Source organism: Flavobacterium facile (assembly GCF_036321945.1).
In the GTDB taxonomy this organism is placed as follows: domain Bacteria; phylum Bacteroidota; class Bacteroidia; order Flavobacteriales; family Flavobacteriaceae; genus Flavobacterium; species Flavobacterium facile.
On sequence record NZ_JAZAYT010000032.1, the window covers coordinates 260640 to 278625 of the forward strand.

General features: G+C 32.2%; 16 protein-coding genes. 6 read left to right on the plus strand and 10 right to left on the minus strand.

The genetic code is table 11. The features are described 5' to 3' along the window. The first annotated feature begins 84 nt into the window (after nucleotides 1–84). Complete coding sequence (locus UEQ13_RS08935) at nucleotides 85–840, plus strand: UDP-2,3-diacylglucosamine diphosphatase (RefSeq protein ID WP_329806030.1); 756 nt, start codon at nucleotides 85–87, stop codon at nucleotides 838–840. A gap of 167 nt (nucleotides 841–1007) precedes the next feature. On the opposite strand, the gene UEQ13_RS08940 is transcribed toward UEQ13_RS08935, so the two are convergent. The 5 genes from UEQ13_RS08940 to UEQ13_RS08960 form a co-directional block, all read right to left on the minus strand. Then, the gene (locus UEQ13_RS08940; protein ID WP_329806002.1) at nucleotides 1008–2249 is read right to left on the minus strand and encodes an MFS transporter; all 1242 of its coding nucleotides are present in this window, start codon (nucleotides 2247–2249) and stop codon (nucleotides 1008–1010) included. Nucleotides 2250–2338: 89 nt separating this feature from the next. After that, entirely contained in the window at nucleotides 2339–4033 is a 1695-nt protein-coding gene (gene recJ / locus UEQ13_RS08945) for a single-stranded-DNA-specific exonuclease RecJ (RefSeq protein ID WP_329806003.1), read from the minus strand. A 179-nt stretch (nucleotides 4034–4212) separates the two neighbouring features. Next, on the minus strand, nucleotides 4213–4554 hold the full coding sequence (locus tag UEQ13_RS08950; protein ID WP_329806004.1) for a HopJ type III effector protein: 342 nt from the start codon (nucleotides 4552–4554) through the stop codon (nucleotides 4213–4215). Then, on the minus strand, nucleotides 4547–5248 hold the full coding sequence (gene rsmI, locus UEQ13_RS08955) for a 16S rRNA (cytidine(1402)-2'-O)-methyltransferase (RefSeq protein ID WP_329806005.1): 702 nt from the start codon (nucleotides 5246–5248) through the stop codon (nucleotides 4547–4549). The genes UEQ13_RS08950 and rsmI overlap by 8 nt, the downstream gene beginning before the upstream one ends. Before the next feature lie 169 nt (nucleotides 5249–5417). Then, a complete protein-coding gene (locus UEQ13_RS08960; protein WP_329806006.1) occupies nucleotides 5418–6419 on the minus strand; it encodes a hypothetical protein in 1002 nt (333 codons plus the stop codon). Nucleotides 6420–6700: 281 nt separating this feature from the next. Here UEQ13_RS08960 and UEQ13_RS08965 point away from each other — a divergent pair, with 281 nt between their 5' ends. From UEQ13_RS08965 to mscL, 5 genes are all read left to right on the plus strand, one after another. Then, nucleotides 6701–7291: a thymidine kinase gene (locus tag UEQ13_RS08965; RefSeq protein WP_166078171.1), complete on the plus strand. Its 591-nt coding sequence runs from the start codon at nucleotides 6701–6703 to the stop codon at nucleotides 7289–7291. Nucleotides 7292–7344: 53 nt separating this feature from the next. Beyond that, entirely contained in the window at nucleotides 7345–7584 is a 240-nt protein-coding gene (locus tag UEQ13_RS08970; RefSeq protein ID WP_329806007.1) for a hypothetical protein, read from the plus strand. Next, nucleotides 7575–7892 carry a type II toxin-antitoxin system RelE/ParE family toxin gene (locus UEQ13_RS08975; RefSeq protein ID WP_329806008.1) on the plus strand — a complete coding sequence of 106 codons (318 nt, stop codon included), beginning with the start codon at nucleotides 7575–7577 and terminating at the stop codon, nucleotides 7890–7892. The genes UEQ13_RS08970 and UEQ13_RS08975 overlap by 10 nt, the downstream gene beginning before the upstream one ends. A 5-nt stretch (nucleotides 7893–7897) precedes the next feature. Then, entirely contained in the window at nucleotides 7898–10330 is a 2433-nt protein-coding gene (locus UEQ13_RS08980) for a bifunctional UDP-N-acetylmuramoyl-tripeptide:D-alanyl-D-alanine ligase/alanine racemase (protein WP_329806009.1), read from the plus strand. Nucleotides 10331–10396: 66 nt separating this feature from the next. Continuing rightward, complete coding sequence (gene mscL / locus UEQ13_RS08985; protein ID WP_329806010.1) at nucleotides 10397–10768, plus strand: large conductance mechanosensitive channel protein MscL; 372 nt, start codon at nucleotides 10397–10399, stop codon at nucleotides 10766–10768. 246 nt (nucleotides 10769–11014) lie between these two features. On the opposite strand, the gene UEQ13_RS08990 is transcribed toward mscL, so the two are convergent. The 5 genes from UEQ13_RS08990 to UEQ13_RS09010 all read right to left on the minus strand — a co-directional run bounded on the left by UEQ13_RS08990 (nucleotide 11015) and on the right by UEQ13_RS09010 (nucleotide 17900). Further along, on the minus strand, nucleotides 11015–14191 hold the full coding sequence (locus tag UEQ13_RS08990; protein ID WP_329806011.1) for an efflux RND transporter permease subunit: 3177 nt from the start codon (nucleotides 14189–14191) through the stop codon (nucleotides 11015–11017). Between the two features lie 31 nt (nucleotides 14192–14222). After that, complete coding sequence (locus UEQ13_RS08995) at nucleotides 14223–15290, minus strand: efflux RND transporter periplasmic adaptor subunit (protein WP_329806012.1); 1068 nt, start codon at nucleotides 15288–15290, stop codon at nucleotides 14223–14225. 9 nt (nucleotides 15291–15299) lie between these two features. Continuing rightward, nucleotides 15300–16637 (minus strand): TolC family protein, encoded by a 1338-nt coding sequence (locus tag UEQ13_RS09000; RefSeq protein ID WP_329806013.1) that lies wholly within the window; start codon nucleotides 16635–16637, stop codon nucleotides 15300–15302. 12 nt (nucleotides 16638–16649) lie between these two features. Then, entirely contained in the window at nucleotides 16650–17246 is a 597-nt protein-coding gene (locus UEQ13_RS09005) for a TetR/AcrR family transcriptional regulator (protein WP_329806014.1), read from the minus strand. 117 nt (nucleotides 17247–17363) lie between these two features. Next, complete coding sequence (locus UEQ13_RS09010) at nucleotides 17364–17900, minus strand: YceI family protein (RefSeq protein WP_329806016.1); 537 nt, start codon at nucleotides 17898–17900, stop codon at nucleotides 17364–17366. Between the last annotated feature and the right edge of the window lie 86 nt (nucleotides 17901–17986).

Sequence of the window (17986 nt, forward strand, 5' to 3'; positions counted from 1 at the left end):
ATTGAGATTATATCGATGAAGTGTAAGTTTTTATCGGTAAAAAGCTTTATTTAACTAAAATATTTTCTTTAAATTTGTAAAAAAATCAACGTTTTGAGTACAAAAAAAATATACTTCGCTTCTGACCAGCATTTAGGAGCGCCAACTCCAGAATTAAGCTTCCCAAGAGAGCAAAAATTTGTGCAGTGGCTAGACGAAGTTAAAAAAGACGCAGAAGCTATTTTTTTATTAGGTGATTTATTCGATTTTTGGTTCGAATATAAAACGGTTGTACCAAAAGGTTTTGTGAGAGTTTTAGGAAAATTAGCTGAAATTAAAGATGCTGGTATTCCAATTTATTTTTTTGTAGGGAACCACGATTTATGGATGGGCGATTATTTCGAAAAAGAATTAAATATTCCCGTTTATCACGATAATAAAGAATTCACTTTTAACGGAAAAACTTTTTTAATTGGTCATGGTGACGGAAAAGGTCCTGGCGACATGGGTTACAAACGAATGAAAAAGGTATTTACCAATCCGTTTTCTAAATGGTTGTTTCGTTGGTTGCACCCTGATATTGGTGTAAGTTTAGCACAATATTTATCTGTCAAAAACAAATTGATTTCAGGTGCTGAAGATGTTACTTTTTTAGGTGAAGATAACGAATGGTTGGTTCAATATTGCAAACGCAAATTAGAAACCAAACACCATGACTTTTTTGTTTTCGGACACCGACATTTACCAATGGAAATTCAATTAAATGAACAATCAAAATACATCAACTTAGGCGATTGGATTGGCTATTTTACCTATGGTGTTTTTGATGGCGAAAAGTTTGAATTGAAAAAATACGAATAACCAAATTTCCTCAGAAACGTGAATTTGCGTTAGGGATGGAAGCGGCATCCTTTTATGTTTTTATTTTTTGTTTATTAAAACACTTCGACTCCGCTCAGTGTGACAGTGCGAAAAAAAACATAAAAGATATAGCGTACAGCCCGACCCTTGTGGTAACGCCCAAAAACTTACTTTTCTATTTCTAAATCCCTGAATTTTGGTGACGCAACTGCTGTGGTTCCTACAACTAACAAAGTCATAATTCCACCAAACACAACGGCATTTACTGCGCCAAATAATTTGGAAGTTAAGCCACTTTCAAATGCTCCTAATTCGTTAGATGAACCTACGAAAATCGAATTTACAGAAGAAACTCTACCGCGCATATCATCTGGTGTGTAAATTTGAAGAATCGTAGAACGAATTACTACAGAAAAACCATCGGTAACGCCACTTAAAAATAAAGCAACGACTGAAATCCAAAAATTTTGTGACAAGCCGAAAACGATAATACAAATTCCGAATCCAAAAACGGCTAACAATAATTTTTTTCCTGTATTTTTTTCGATAGAAAACATCGTAGAAGCCAACATCGTTAATAACCCACCAATAGCAGGTGCGGCGCGTAAAATTCCGAAACCTTCCGAACCGACTTTTAAAATATCTTGAGCGAAAATGGGCAATAATGCTACTGCTCCACCAAATAAAACCGCAAACATATCTAAAGAAAGGGCGTTTAAAATAATTTTATTTTGAAAGACAAATCGGAGTCCGGCTTTTAAACTTTCAACAACGGGTTCGCCAATTTTTTTATTTAAAATAGGTTTCTTACTAATTTGTAACAACACAATAATTCCAATAATAATAGAAATCGTAACGAAAATCATGGAGTTGAAAACACCAATTCCTCCAATTAAAAACCCCGCCAAGGCTGGACCAATAACTGCCGAAACTTGCCAAGAAGAACTACTCCAAGTGGCCGCATTAGTAAATTGCGATTTCGGAACAATTAATCCTAACAAACTGAAAATAGAAGGAATAATAAACGAACGAATGATTCCGCCTAAGAAAACCAAAGCGTAAATCGCATATAAAAAAGGTTGTTTTCCAATAGCTAAAACGGTTTCTGGATGCACTAAATAGCAGAATAAAACACTGATAGTTAAAGTTCCTAAAAAGCATTTTAATAACATGCTTCTTTTTTCGGATTGATCTACAATATGTCCGGCAAACAAGGCCATTGTTATGGCAGGAATCACTTCCATTAAACCAATTAATCCAAGTGACCACGGGTTTTTAGTAATTCTATACACTTCCCATTCAATCAATACAAATTGCATCGACCAAGCTAAAACGATAGCTAATCGCATCAGGATAAACCAACGAAATTCGGGAATTCTTAAGGACGAGAAGGGATCTTTTTTTGTCATGTTTTTTAACCACAAAGGCGCGAAGATTTTGGCAAAGGTCGCAAAGATTTTATTATTTAACGCTTATTTTACGGGATTCTTTTTACTTTTTACTTGGCTCTTATATCTCGTAATTGTAATTGCAAACTTACGTTTCCGTTCCATTCGTTTTCTTCTACTACATAAACGGCGTCGAACGGATTTTTATTTTTTACGATGTCGATTTTCTTTCCTAATCCGAAACCAATGGCATTGAAATTTGGTGAATGGTTTTGTTTTACGAAGACTTTTAAAAGTTCTGCCTCATTTCCTAAGGTTTTTGCATAACCGGAATCGACTACATTTTTCGACATAAAAACGGGTGTCATATTTTCAGGTCCGAACGGTTCGAATTGTTTTAGAATCCGCATGAATTTTTCATTTATATCTGAAAAATCCAATTCAAAATCTACTGCAATTTCTGGAATTAATAAATCGGGGTGAATGGTGTTTTTGACTTCCGTTTCAAATGCATCTTTAAATTTCTGGTAATTTTCTTCTTTTAATGTCATTCCTGCCGCATACATATGTCCGCCAAATTGCTCTAAATGTTCCGCGCAAGCTTCTAAGGCATTATACACATCAAAATCTTTAACCGAACGTGCAGAAGCTGCCAGTTTATCGCCGCTTTTTGTAAAAACGATCGTTGGACGATAGTAATTTTCTACTAATCGAGAAGCTACAATTCCGATCACGCCTTTGTGCCAACTTTCTTGATACACGACTGTTGAAAAGCGGTCTATTTCATTATTTTCTTCAATTTGAAGTAAGGCTTCTTTGGTAATTTGCTTGTCTAAATCTTTTCGATCCGAATTATACCCTTCAATTTCAGAAGCAAATTGTTCGGCTTGTTCTAAGTTATATTCGGTCAAAAGTGCTACGGCTTCATTTCCGTGTTTGACTCTTCCCGCAGCGTTTATTCTTGGTGCGACGATAAAAACCACATCGGTAATCGTTAATACTTTCTTTTTTACATTTTGAATTAGCGCTTTAATTCCTGGTCGTGGATTGGTGTTTATCACTTCCAAACCAAATTTGGCTAGCACACGATTTTCTCCAGTCATTGGTACAATATCTGCAGCAATGGCAGTGGCGACTAAATCTAAATACGGAAGTAAATCTTCAATGGTTTGGTTTCTGTTTCCGGCTAAAGCTTGAATCAATTTAAAACCTACTCCGCAACCGCATAATTCGTCATAAGGATAAGAACAATCGGCACGTTTTGGATCTAAAACCGCAATTGCATCTGGTAAAGAATCGCCAGGTCGGTGATGGTCGCAAATGATAAAATCGATGTTTTTGGCTTTCGCATAATTGACGTGGTCGATAGATTTAATTCCGCAATCGAGTGCGATAATTAAACTTACATCGTTGTCTTCTGCATAATCAATTCCGACATAGGAAATTCCGTAACCTTCATTATATCGGTCTGGAATATACGTGGCAACATTTGGATAATAACTTCGCAAATAACTAGAAACTAAAGAAACGGCTGTAGTTCCATCGACATCGTAATCGCCAAAAACTAGAATGTTTTCGTTATTGGCAATGGCTTTTTCGATACGAATTACAGCTTTATCCATATCTTTCATCAGATACGGATTGTGTAAATCGTTTAATGTAGGTCGGAAAAATGTTTTGGCTTGTTCATAGGTTTCAATTCCTCTTTGAACTAATAAAGTAGCGACAGTTTCATCAACTTGAAGGGCATTTTGTAAGGCTTGTACTTTTTCTTTTTCTGGCTTTGATTTGATGGTCCAACGCATAGTGATTTTGGATTTATGAGTTACGATTTATGATTTTTGGCGAATAGTATTGATTTGTAAATATATTGAAATTTTATTTAACCGCAAAGGTCGCAAAGATTGCGCAAGGGTCGCAAGGATCTTTAACTTATCCCTTTTGCCTTTTCACTTTTTACTTTTTACTTGGCTCTTTTTACTTTTTACTTGGCTCTTAATACCTCAACTTCAAATTGAATGCCTTCCCAACCAAAAATCATAAAATTTCTAATGTTTTGATGGTCTGTGGCGTTTGGTGTGTTTAATACATCTTGATAGAAATCACCGAATAAAGACAATGTTTCTTCTTTGGTTAATTGGTGCAATTGTGCAAAAGCAAAAATTTTACACGAACCATTGTTTTCACCAGCGGTATTAATTTGATTCCCGTTTTTGAAAGTCGTTGGTGTAAACGTATAGTTTTCATCGATGTGAGCGATGGTTTCTGGGAAAGAAACGAATTGGTTATTCTTTATTTTAACTAAAAGATTTTTCAAACTATTCATCTTTTGATTTTTTTTCTTTTTCTGAAATTTTCCCGGCCAAAACCACTACAATTTCTCCTTTTGGTGGTTTCGCTTCAAAATGTTTTAGGACTTCTTCAGCCGTTCCACGAATGGTTTCTTCATGTAATTTTGAAATTTCTCTGGAAACAGAAACTTGTCTGTCTGCGCCAAAATATTGGATAAATTCCGCTAAGGTTTTAACTAACTTATGTGGAGAAACGTATAAAATCATGGTTCGTGTTTCTTCGGCTAGAGCCAAATAACGCGTTTGTCTTCCTTTTTTATCAGGTAAAAAGCCTTCGAAAATAAATTTATCGTTGGGTAAGCCGCTATTTACCAAAGCGGGTACAAAAGCTGTCGCACCTGGCAAACAATCTACTTGAATATTATTTTCCACACAAGCGCGTGTTAATAAAAACCCAGGATCAGAAATGGCTGGCGTTCCGGCATCGGAAATAAGCGCAATAGTTTCACCGCCTTTTAAACGGGCAATTAAATTTTCTACGGTTTTGTGTTCGTTATGCATGTGATGACTGTGCATGTGCGTAGAAATTTCAAAATGCTTTAGTAATTTTCCGCTTGTGCGTGTGTCTTCGGCTAAAATTAAATCGGCTTCTTTTAGTACGCGAATGGCACGAAAAGTCATGTCTTCTAAATTACCAATTGGTGTGGGAACTATATATAATTTGCTCATAAAAGTGCTTAACGGAAAATGTTATTATTTGCCACGAATTCTCGAATTAACGAATTTTTTTAATCTTTATTATCAATCGAATTACTATCGACTTTGTCGAAAATTTAAAACACAGATTACACAAATTTTCACTGATTATTTTGTGTGAATCTGTGGAATCTGTGTTCATTTATTTAAATTTATTTTCAACAATTTCTAAAAATCGAACTTCAAATTCTTCTTTATTATCCCAATTGTTATAATCTGGTTTTACGAAATCTAAGACGAAAGATTTTGCTTCGTCCCAATTGGTGAAGGTGTTTAATTGTGATAAAACGCGTTGTAAATCGTCACCATTTCCGGCAAATAAGTTTTTCTCAAAAGCAATTTTATCGTTTAAACCTAAAACAATTGCCTTTCCTGTTGGAATTGGTTCTGTTTTGATTTCTTCTTTAACAACAAGTTCTTCTTTTACAACTACTTCTACTGCATCAGACTTATCTAATTCTTCTTTTACTTCTCCAGAAATTTCTTCTGGTTGAACCGCTTCAAAAACAGGTTCTTTTATTAATTCTTCAATAATAGGTTCGTCTTTTTTTACGAACATCGTAGCTTGATAATCGTGCACCAAAATATCATCCATTGAAATTTGTTTCGAAACTTTCGTTCCAATAATTTCAGGATTTGAAGTAATTTCTTTCTTTTCTTCTTTAACCTCTACTACTGCTTCAACAACTGCTTCTTCTTTAACTTCTTTTGCAGGAAACTCTTCATGAGATATGTCATTTTTCTCGAAAAGTTCTTCTGTAATTTGTGCAATATGTTCTTTAGAAGCCATTTCTATTTCATTCTCTCCATTACCAGGAAATGTTTCATGAGAAATGTCGTTGTTCTCAAAAAGTTCTTCTTCAATTTGAGCAATATGTTCTTTAGAAGCCATTTCCATCATTTCTTCTTCCTCATCTTCCACTTCAATAGTTCCCACCACAATTTTAGCTACTTTCTCTTCAAAAACAGATTCAGAAAACTCTTCATTTACTATAGCTGTATTGGCTTCGTAAAATTTCAATAACGTTAATTGTTCATACAATTTTTTAACTTCTTCATGTAATTGAACAGTTTCTGTATGGTTTTTTAGCTTTAATAATCGGTGCGCTATGCTAATTAATTCGCCTTCAATTTTTTTCTTCATAACTTTTTGTTTGTGTTGAACGTTTATAGCGGTGATTTTTATATTTTTGTTATCATTACAAAGGTAAAAGAAAAAACGTGTTTCTGTTGTTGTAACAATTATTTTTAATTGATTTTTTTCAACACAGATTTTATTTCATGGTTTGTTTATTTGTTATTAGTATTCAATGATTATAATTCACAAATTTGCACAAATTATACGTTTCATCTGAGTTAATCTGTGGAATCTGTATTTTTATTACCCTTCACTGATAGTTAATTAATTTTGATCAAAAAAAGAAAATGTTTTTAGAAAATACGGTAAATCAGGAAGAACAGTTTGGTTGGATAGAAGTTATTTGCGGTTCGATGTTTTCGGGTAAAACCGAAGAGTTGATTCGCCGACTAAAACGTGCCCAATTTGCCAAACAAAAAGTGGAGATTTTTAAACCTGCGATTGATACGCGATACGATGATGAAATGGTGGTTTCGCACAATAAAAATGAAATTCGTTCTACTCCAGTTCCTGCTTCTGAAAACATTAGAATTTTAGCACAAGGTTGCGATGTGGTTGGTATTGATGAAGCCCAATTTTTTGATGATGAAATTGTAAATGTTTGCAATGAATTAGCGAATAACGGAATCCGAGTAATTGTTGCCGGTTTAGATATGGATTTTAAAGGTAATCCGTTTGGACCTATGCCAGCACTTATGGCAACTGCCGAATACGTTACTAAAGTTCACGCCGTTTGTACCCGAACAGGAAATTTAGCCCATTATAGTTTTAGAAAATCGGCTGATGAAAAATTAGTCATGCTTGGTGAAACGGAAGAATACGAACCTTTGAGCAGAGCCGCCTATTACAAAGCAATGCGTGAAGAAAAAGAAGAGTAAATAATATATTGTAAAAATCAAAGTATTTTTATAAATTTGATTAAAAATTGGTTATGAATATTGAAGCAAGAAAATTATCGCTAATTCAAGAATTTCTGTCTATACAGAATGAAAGTTTTATTGTTAAATTGGAAAAACTAATTAACAAAGAAAAAAAGACAGTTGAAAACGATTTCAAACCTTTTACAATTGAGGAATTTAACAAACGTATTGATAAATCTCTTGACGATTTTAAAAATGGGAGAACAATAAACCATGACGATTTAATAAAAGAAATTGAAACATGGGAATAGTGATAATCTGGTCTGAATTTGCTAATTCTCAATTAAAATTCATTTTTAAATATTACAAAACCAAAGTGTCACTTCAAACTGCAAAAAAAATAACTTCAGAAATCTCAAAAGAAGTTACAAAATTAAAATTTCATACAGATTTAGGACAAAAAGAAGAATTACTAATTTCTAAACCTGAAAAATACAGATATTTGGTCAAAGGTAATTACAAAATAATTTACACATTTGACGAAAAGAATAATACTATTCGAATAATAGATATTTTTGATTGTAGACAAAACCCAGAAAAAATACAGCAATCAAAATAATTCAGATGAAAATAACTTCAGCAATATTAACTTCAGCCCATTTAAATTTTTCTAATTCAGCTATTGAATTTGATCATATTTCTATTGATAGTAGAAGTTTACAAAACGGAAATTTAACTTTGTTTTTTTGTTTGAAAGGACAAAACAACGATGCTCACATTTATATTGAAAGTTTAATTGAAAAAGGCGTACAACACTTTGTGGTGGAATATATTCCTGAAAATGTAGATGGAAAAGCCCATTTTTTCGTAGTTGAAAATACTACAGATGCCTTACAAAATTTAGCGAAAGCCTATAAAAACCAATTTCAAATTGAAACGATTGGAATTACTGGAAGCAACGGAAAAACCATCGTAAAAGAATGGCTGAACTTTTTATTGAGTCCGGATTTTTCTGTGGTTCGAAGTCCGAAAAGTTTTAATTCGCAAGTCGGCGTGCCTTTATCGATTTTTGGAATTAATGAAAATCACACCTTAGGTATTTTCGAAGCTGGAATTTCTTTAAAAGGCGAAATGGAAAAATTAGCGGAAATCATCCAACCTAATATTGGAATTTTCACACATTTAGGTAACGCGCATCAAGAAGGTTTTACTACTGTTGAAGAAAAAATCATAGAAAAATGCCAATTGTTTAAAAATTCTGAAATCGTAATTTTAGAAAAAAACGATTGGATAGAGAAACATATCACAACTCCAACTTTTACATGGAGTTTTGAAGATCCGAAAGCGAATGTTTTTGTGCTTGATAAAGTCAAAAACAACTTAAAAACAACATTAGAAATACAGTTTGAAGCACAAACCTTTAAAGTTTCGCTTCCATTTACTGATGACATTTCTATTGAAAATGCATTGACTTGTGTTTCGACATTATTGTATTTAAAAACGGATATTTCGACGATTATTGAAAGAACTTCGAAATTATATAATATAGAAATTCGCTTACAAGCTAAAAAAGGAATTAACAATTGTTTGCTAATTGACGATAGTTTTTCAAGCGATTATCAATCCTTAAAAATTGCGTTAGACTTTTTAGAACAACAAAAACTGCACCAGAAAAAGACGATTATTTTATCCGATATTTTTCAGAGTGGCTTGAATGTAAAAGAACTTTACAGTAACGTTATCAAGTTGTTACAACAAAATAACATAACTCAAATTATAACCATTGGTGAAGTGATTGGAACTTATTTCCAAGACATCCCTCACGTGATTTCATTTGCAAATACGAATGCTTTTTTACAACAATTTAATACCGATTCGTTTAACAATGAAACCATTTTAATTAAAGGTGCACGTAGTTTTAATTTTGATGAAATTGTTGTTTTATTAGAAGAAAAAGTCCACGAAACGGTTTTAGAAATTAATTTAGACGCACTGACTTCAAACTATAATTTTTACAAACAAAAACTTGAAAATTCGACCAAAATTATGGTGATGGTGAAAGCTTTTGGGTATGGAAATGGTGGTTATGAAATTGCGAAACAACTCGCACATTTAAAAGTAGATTATTTAGGTGTGGCTTTCGCCGATGAAGGAATAGCGCTTCGAAAAGCTGGAATTACTACGCCAATTATGGTCCTAAATCCAGAAATTAGTAGTTATAAAGCCATGATTGCTTATAATTTGGAACCTGAAATGTACAATATTTCTGGTTTGACTTCCTTTATAGAATTAGCTAAAGAAAAAAACAGCAACGCGTATCCAATTCATTTAAAAATTGATACCGGAATGCATCGTTTGGGATTTGAAGAAGAAGACATTTCGGAATTAATTACTTTATTGCAACATAATAATTTTGTGAAAGTCACGAGTATTTTTTCTCACTTAGCTGCAACAGATAATTTTGATTTTAGAGATTTTACGTTACAACAAATTCAATTATTTGAAACGATTTCTAAACAAATTGCAACCACATTAAACATTCAACCGATTCGTCATATTTTAAATACTTCTGGAATTTTTAATTATTCTGAATATCAATTTGAAATGGTTCGATTAGGAATTGGAATTTATGGTGTTGGGAATTCTGAAGACGAACAAAATTTATTAGAAAATGTAAGTACTTTAAAAAGTATTATATCGCAAATACGAACTGTTGAACCAAATGAAAGCATAGGTTACAGTCGAAAATTCATGGTAAAAAAAGAAATGCGAGTGGCGACAATTCCAATTGGATATGCGGACGGAATTAGACGCGCTTGGGGAAATGAAAAAGGATTTGTTTCGATCAATAATCAAGAAGCATCTATTTTAGGTAATGTGTGTATGGACATGCTAATGGTGGATGTCACAAACATAAATTGTAACGAAAGAGATGAAGTTATTATTTTTGGAGAAAATCCACATGTAACTGAAATTGCTAGAGTTTGTAATACTATTCCTTATGAAATATTAACTAGCATTTCACAACGCGTTAAAAGAATTTTTTATAAAAATTAAAAATTATGTTAATTTTTTTTTAACTTCGTGATAAACAAAACTAAAATTAACTAAAAAATTAAGAGTATGGGAATGGTTTCAGAATTTAAAGACTTTATTGCAAAAGGTAATGTAATGGACTTAGCAGTCGGAGTCATTATCGGTGGTGCTTTTGGTGGAATTGTAAAATCACTTGTTGATGATGTAATTACGCCAGCGATATTAAATCCAGCATTAAAAGCAGCTCAAGTTGAAGATTTAGCTGGTTTAAAAACAGACGGCGGAATTTTATATGGGAAATTTTTAGCAGCTGTTATTGCCTTTTTAGTAATCGCATTTGTTATCTTTTTATTGGTAAAATCGGTTAACAAAATGAAAAAACCAGAAGAAGCTGCTGCTCCAGCTGGACCATCTCAAGAAGAATTATTGACACAAATTAGAGATTTATTGAAAAAATAATTTCTATTTAAAATAGTTGTAAGAAATCCGAAGGCAGTTTGTTTTCGGATTTTTTTTTGGTTTATAACACAGAGTTTCACAGAGAAGTCACAGAGTTTCGCTAAGGTTTTGTTGCAATATAAGGTATATAAATTTAGTGTTTCTTTGCGCAAAAACTTTGTGAATCTCTGCGTAACAAAAAAAAAGAGGCTGCATTACTACAACCTCTTAATTACAAATAAATTAAACTAAAACTTATAGTTTCGATTACATTTCGTGTTTCGGGTTAAAACCGTCTTCACTCAATTCTTTATGCACGTAATCCGCAACCATTTCTGCTTCGTAATCTGTTTTTTCTCCTTTAGAGAATTTAGCTATAATTTTCTCCATGATTTCATAAATTACAGGAACAATAACAAGGGTTAAGAATAACGAACTTATTAATCCTCCAATAATTACCCAAGCTAATCCGTTTTTCCATTCTGCTCCAGCTCCACTTGCTAATGCAATTGGGAACATACCAAATACCATGGCAATTGTGGTCATCAAAATTGGACGTAAACGAGCGTGATTCGCTTGAATTAATGCAGTTCTTATTGATTCACCTGCTTTTCTTCTTTGGTTGGTATAATCGACAAGCATGATGGCATTTTTACATACCAAACCAATCAACATAATAATACCCAAGATGGTAAAAATATTTAATGTTTTATTCGTTAATGCTAAGGCTAACATCGCACCAATAAATGAAAGTGGAATCGCAAATAATACTACAAATGGATGCACAAAACTATCGTATAAACCAACCATTACTAAATATACTAATATAATAGCGGCTAATAATGCAATACCTAATGTTCCAAAACCTTCCGATTGATTTTCTTGATCACCTCCCCAAATATAGTTTACACCAATTGGTTTCTCTAAAGTATCAATTCTTTCTTGCCATTGTGTTACGATGGTTCCTGTAGGCACACCCACATTTTGACCTTGAACCGTAACCGAAGCCGATTTATCTCTACGCTCTAACTGACTTGGTCCTGAACCTTCCGTAATGGTGGCAAATTGAGCCAATTTAATTTGTTGACCTGCACTATTAATAAAGATCAGATTACTTACATCATCAATATTTTTTCTATCAAAAGCATTGTATTTGATATTAATATCGTACTCATATTCTCCAGCACGGTATTGTCCATCTTTATTTCCACTGTAAGCCGTTTGCATAGTCATACCAACTGTTTGTAATGACAATCCTAAAGCAGCCATTTTATCACGATCTACTTGAACATTTACTTCTGGATTTCCATCTTCAACGGTTAATTTAATTTCCGTAGTTCCAGGAATTTTTCTTAATTCTGCTTCAGCTAATTTCGCAAATTTCATAGCACTTGCTACATCTGGACCAGTAACAACTAATCCTAACTTCGCATTTTCAGCTGTTCCCATAATACCAACAGGAACTGTTTTTACTTTGGCACCAATTAAAACTTTTTCTAATTGACGTTTTATTTTTGCAGCATAAACAGAAGCATCATCTGTACGATCTTTTTGATCAATCATTTTAATGTTAATCTCCGCTTTGTATGCTGTAGCTTGTGAAGCTCCCATTCCTTCAGAAGTTTGACCAACTGTAGTAATTTGACTATGAACATATTCTTGTTTTTTCAAATAAGCTTCTGCTTTTTGTGTCATGAAGTTCGTTTGTTCTAATGAAGCATCTTTTGGCATTTCAATTTGAACTAAAAACTCACCACTATCTGATGATGCGAAAAACTCACCACCAATAAATCCACCGCCCATTAATCCGACAGTTGAAGTAAAGAACAATACTAAAACTACTATAATTGTTTTAATATAATGATCTAAACACCAAACTAATATTCCAGTAACCCAATTTGTAAAACGAGTTAATAAATTTTCGAAGGCCAAAATTGTTTTTCCGAATAAGTTTTTACCTTCAATATGTTCTAATTTTCCGAAACGAGAAGACAACCATGGAATAATTGTAAATGAGGTTAAAAGTGATAATAAGGTAGAAATTACTACCGTCATACAAAACTGCGTAATGATGTTAGATACTAATCCAGAACTCATCGCAATTGGTAAAAATACTACCACAATAACTAAAGTAATTGAAGTTACCGTTCCACCGATTTCAGCAGTTCCATCATAGGCTGCACGAACACGGTTTTTACCCATTTCCATGTGTCTGTAAATATTTTCTAATACTACAATCGCATCATCCACCAGAATACCAACAACTAACGAAAGCCCTAATAAACTCATTAAGTTAAGTGTATATCCTAAAAAATAAATTCCAATAAAAGTGGCAATTAATGAAGCCGGAATCGATACCATTACAATTAATGAGTTTCGAATACTATGTAAGAAAAACAACATGACTATGGCTACTAAAAATACCGCGATTAATAAATCGTGAATTACTGAGTCGGCCGCTTCAAGCGTAAAAACCGTACTATCTTTAGCTGTTTCTAATTTTAAACTATTGACTTTATAATCGCTTTCTAATTTTTTAATTGTAGCGGCAACAGATTCACTTACCGCAACTGCATTGGCATCAGATTGTTTGATAATTTGTAATACAATAGCACTTTTTTGATTTACACGTGCGATTTTTTCTGCAATTTTTTGTGTATCTTGAACATCGGCAATATCTTGTAAACGAACTTGAATTCCGTTATTTGAAGAAACCACTAAGTTTCTTAATTCATCCACCGATTTATATTTTCCTGCTAAACGAATTAGAATCTTTTTATCACGCGTTTGAATGTTTCCTGTAGGGAAATCTAAATTAGATGCTAAAATAGTTTGTTGTACTTGAGGCACAGATAAACCATAACCTTGCATTTTAGTTGCATCTAAATTTACTTGAATTTCACGTTCTTGACCACCAATAATATTTACTTGAGCGACACCTTGTACACGAGATAAAACTGGAGTAACCTTTTTATCAATTAAATCATAAAATTCAGCTTCATCCATTTTTCCATAAGCACCAAGCGTAATAATTGGCATATCGCTTAATGAAAACTTATTTAATCCTGGTGTTTTGGCATCATCAGGTAAATTACTAATAATGGCATTAATTTTTCGTTGTGCATCATTCATAGAAACATCAACATTCGCATTAGAAGTTAATGTGATAGAAACTACAGAAAGACTTTCGTATGATTTCGAATCAATTTTTTTAATATTTTCTAAAGACGCAATGGCATCTTCTACTTTTTTAGTTACGGTATTTTCTACTTCACTTGGAGATGCTCCTGGATAAACTGTAGAAACCGTAATTACATTCATATCAAATTTAGGAATTAACTCATAGCCTAATTGATTGTAACTGAACAGTCCTCCTAAAGTTAGAATTGTAAACAATACAATTACTAACGAAGGGCGTTTTATTGATATTTCTGCTAATTTCATATATGTATCTTTAAAGATTTAATAAAAAACCTTATTTAATAATCTCTAATTTTGTTCCGTCAACAATGTTAAGTTGTCCGGTAACCACTACTTGATCGCCATTATTAAGTCCTTTAACAATTTCAACCTTATCACCTATAATTCTACCCGCAGTTACATTTTTAAGAACAGCCACTCCGTTTTCATTTACAAAAATTTGGTTACTACTAACACTTCCAACGAAAGCATTTCTAGGAACAACCATTAAGTTTTGTTTTTGTTGATTAGATGCGAATTGAGCCGTTCCGTACATTCCTGCTTTTAAATCATTTGAAGCATTATTTGAAATTTCAATTTCAACTGGGAAATTTAAAGTTGCATCCGCTTTTGGAGCTACGAAAATAATTTTTCCAGAAAATATTTTTCCAGGATAAACATTTGAAGTTACGTTGATAACGTTTCCTAATTTTAAACCTGCAACCTGACCTTCATTAGCTGTAACTTTTAATTTTAATTTAGAAACATTTACAATTTCAAACATTTGACTTGGAGGCATTCCTGCTAAAATTGAACCTGGTTCAATCATTCTTTTGTTAATTACACCACTAATTGGTGCTTTTAATCGTGTATCTCCAACGCTAATTCTAGCTTGAGTTAATCTAGCTTTAGCATTTACCATACCTAATCTGGCTTGGTCAACTTGTTGTTTGGTAACGCCACCTGTTTTATACGCATTATCAAATCTGTTATAATCAGCTAAAGCATTTTGGTAAGCAGATTCTGCAGTTTGTGCTTCTACATTAATAACATCACTTCTAACAATTGCTAAAGTTTGCCCAACACTTACTCTTTCTCCTTCTTTAACTAAAACGCTTACTACTTTTCCAGATTTTTCTGCACAAACGATTAATTCTTGAATAGGTTTAAAAGTACCATTAGAACTAAAATCTAAAGACACTTCTTCCGTTTTTACTGTTTCCACTTTTACAGAAACTGATGCGTTTGTTTCAGCAACAACTGCGACTTTAGCTGCGTTTTCCTTTTTATTATTATTTAAAATAAAAGCTATTACTGCTACAGCTCCTAAAACAACTAATACGGTTATAATATTTTTTTTCATGGTTCTTAATTATTTGATTAATGTTTTTAGTTCTCCTTTTGATTTAATTAATTGAATTTCAGCAAGTTTATACTCTAAAATAGCTGATGTATAATTGTTTTGCGCTTCCACCAATGCGTTTTCTGCATCTAATAAATCCGTTAAAGAAGCTAAACCTTGTGCGTAATTGTTATTGGTATTGTTTAAAACATCTTGTGCCAATTGTGCATTTTCTTTCTGATTGGCAATTGTTATTAAACTATTTTCAATTTGTTTTTTAGAATTTTCAAAAGCTAAGTTTAACGCTAATTTTGTATCATCAATATCAACTTGAATACTTTTTAAAGAATTATCAGCTTGTCTTACTCTAGCTCTTGTTCCGAATCCAGAAAAAATGGGCACTCTTAAATTCAATCCTACAGTAGCATAATCAGACCAATACACTCCATCTGTTGGTTTTGCAAAATATGGCACTTCTGGACCTTGACCGATATAATTATAACTTCCGCTTAATGAAAGTGTTGGATAATAACTTGCTTGAAAAGATTTTTTCTGTAACATTAATAATTGTTCTTGTTTTTTTAGCAACAAATATTCGGTTCTGTTAGTGACATCTGCGCTAGACATTAAATCTTGTGGTGTCACTTCAAATGCTGTTTTTGGAATGATAATTTTATTTTCCATTGGCATTCCGATATAAAACTTCAACGCGTTTTCTTGTAATGTAATGGCATTTAAAATTTGTTGACGCATAGAATTAATATTATTTACACGAACACTAATTCTATCTAAATCGATTTTTTTAGCCAAACCATTATCAAATTGACCTTTGATTATCGTTTTAACTTTGTTAGTGTTTTTTAAATTATTTTCTACAACTATAAGTCTTTGTTGTTGCACATACACTTGATAATAAGCATTTGCCACACGTTCAATCACTTGTTCTTCCGTTAATTGCTCATTAATTTGATAAAATTCTCTAGTTGATTTCGCGGCTTTTAAACCTGTAAAAACAGATTGATCGAACAACGCTTGTGATAAAGAAACACCAGCGCCAGAATTCCATTTTTGTCCAAAAGCGGCTTGAATAGTAGTTCCTGGTGCGCCAAAATTATCCCCATCAATAACTGTTGTTTGTAGAATTGGGTTGTAATTTAAACTTCCATTAGCTGAAATTTGCGGCAAGGCTCTTGAACGAACTTCTTGTATTTTATATTCGCTATTTTCAACTTGCAATTTTGCTTTTTTTGCTTCAGCTTTATTCTCTAAAGCATATTGCAAAACCTCTTTCAAATTTAAAGTTTTTACTTCTTGTGCATTCGCATAAGAAACCAAAAACAATAATGAAATGATAATTTTATTTCTCATTCTATTGTTATATTAATTATTATTTAATTGTAATTGTTTTTCTAATTCTATAATTCCAGCTAAAGTTGCCATAGCTCTGGTATGATACTCTAAGGCATCTAACTCTAATTCTAATGCTTCCTTTTCTGAAGCAATGGTTTCGTTAATCGTAAATATTAACATGTAATAAAATCTAATATATTTTTCAACGTCTAAATTTTCTCTATACAAACCTTGAGAAATTCCTTTAACGATATTCTGTCTGAACATAACGTTACAATCGTCCAGTTTGTTTGCCATCATTTTAGAATAAATTTCTGGATAATGCTTTTTTAATTGATAAATTGGAGAATCGTTTACCGATTTAAACATCTCTTTGAACATTTTTCTAATCTCAAAATTTTCTTCAATGGCGTTATAGTCTTTGGCTACAATTTCATCAATAATTTTATAAACTTCATTATGCATTGCAGATGTTCCTTCTTCAATTAAAACTTCTTTGTTGCAAAAATATTTGTAAATGGTTTTTTTAGAAATACACATTTCACCAGCAATGTCATCCATAGTTACACTTTTGAAACCTAATTTCAAAAACATATCTGTCGCTTTTTTGATGATTTTATCTTTCATTTTTATTAGGGTATTTTGTAATAGATTCTTTTTATGCTTCTTGTTTTAGATTGCAAAGATATTACGGAAACTTTTGATACTAAAATAGTTTCCTTAATCTTCACATAAATTTAACATTTAATTTAAAGTGTTGGTAGTGAATTCTAAATTGGCCGTTAAGTTTAAATTATAACCAACCAATAAACCATTATTTTGTAAATTAGAATTGGAAAACAAGCCAAAATCATGACGGTTGATTTCTCCAATTATCTCTACTAAAACTTTTGAAGAATTGTTTGTGTTTTCTAGTTCCACAATTTTCGCATCTAACTCTACAACCTTTGTAATATTATTTATCGTTAAATAGCCTTTTACGAAATTGATATTCTCATTTATTTTTTCGTAAGAAATGGATTTGAACTCAACCAAAGGATATTCTTGTAGGTTCATATAATCTCTTAATTTTAAATTGCTATCTATATGTTCCAATTTACCTTCCTTCTTATTCACATCTAAAACAAATTCCAAATTCGCATTCGTCAGTTGATTGTTCTCAATATCAATAGAACTTGAAAGTTGATTAAATGAACTGTCCAAATAGGCAATAATTGAATTTTTTGCTCTAACCATGAAATCAGATTGATTTACATTTAGGTTCCATTTTGTATTCGTCATTTTGTAAGATGTTAAATTTTATTGGGCAAATGTATGAAGGAAACTTTTAACACTAAAATAGTTTCCTTGATTTTCACATAAATTTA